Annotated in this window: 1 protein-coding gene; it reads left to right on the forward strand. The window is 46.9% G+C overall.

Annotated elements, in window-relative coordinates; all coding sequences use genetic code 11:
• Nucleotides 1-209: ATP-binding protein (locus DWY63_RS18555; RefSeq protein ID WP_278309076.1), on the forward strand; the 209-nt coding region annotated here is incomplete at both ends.

The raw sequence follows: 209 nt of genomic DNA on the forward strand, positions 1-209 counted from the left end.
GCTGACCTGTTCCACCGCATGAAGTACATGGAACGCCGTGGAAGTGGTCTGCGCAAAATCGTCAGTGAAACTGAAAAGCTGCCTGGATACACAGAGGCATATAAGCCCGAATTTTCCTCAACAGCGACAGATTTCAGAGTTATTTTGAAAAATGTGAATTACATCATGTGCGGTGCTTCCGCACATGATACAGCACATGATGCCGCACA

The sequence above is a fragment of the Blautia sp. AF26-2 genome (genome assembly GCF_003460955.1).
GTDB classification, from domain to species: Bacteria; Bacillota; Clostridia; order Lachnospirales; family Lachnospiraceae; genus Fusicatenibacter; species Fusicatenibacter saccharivorans.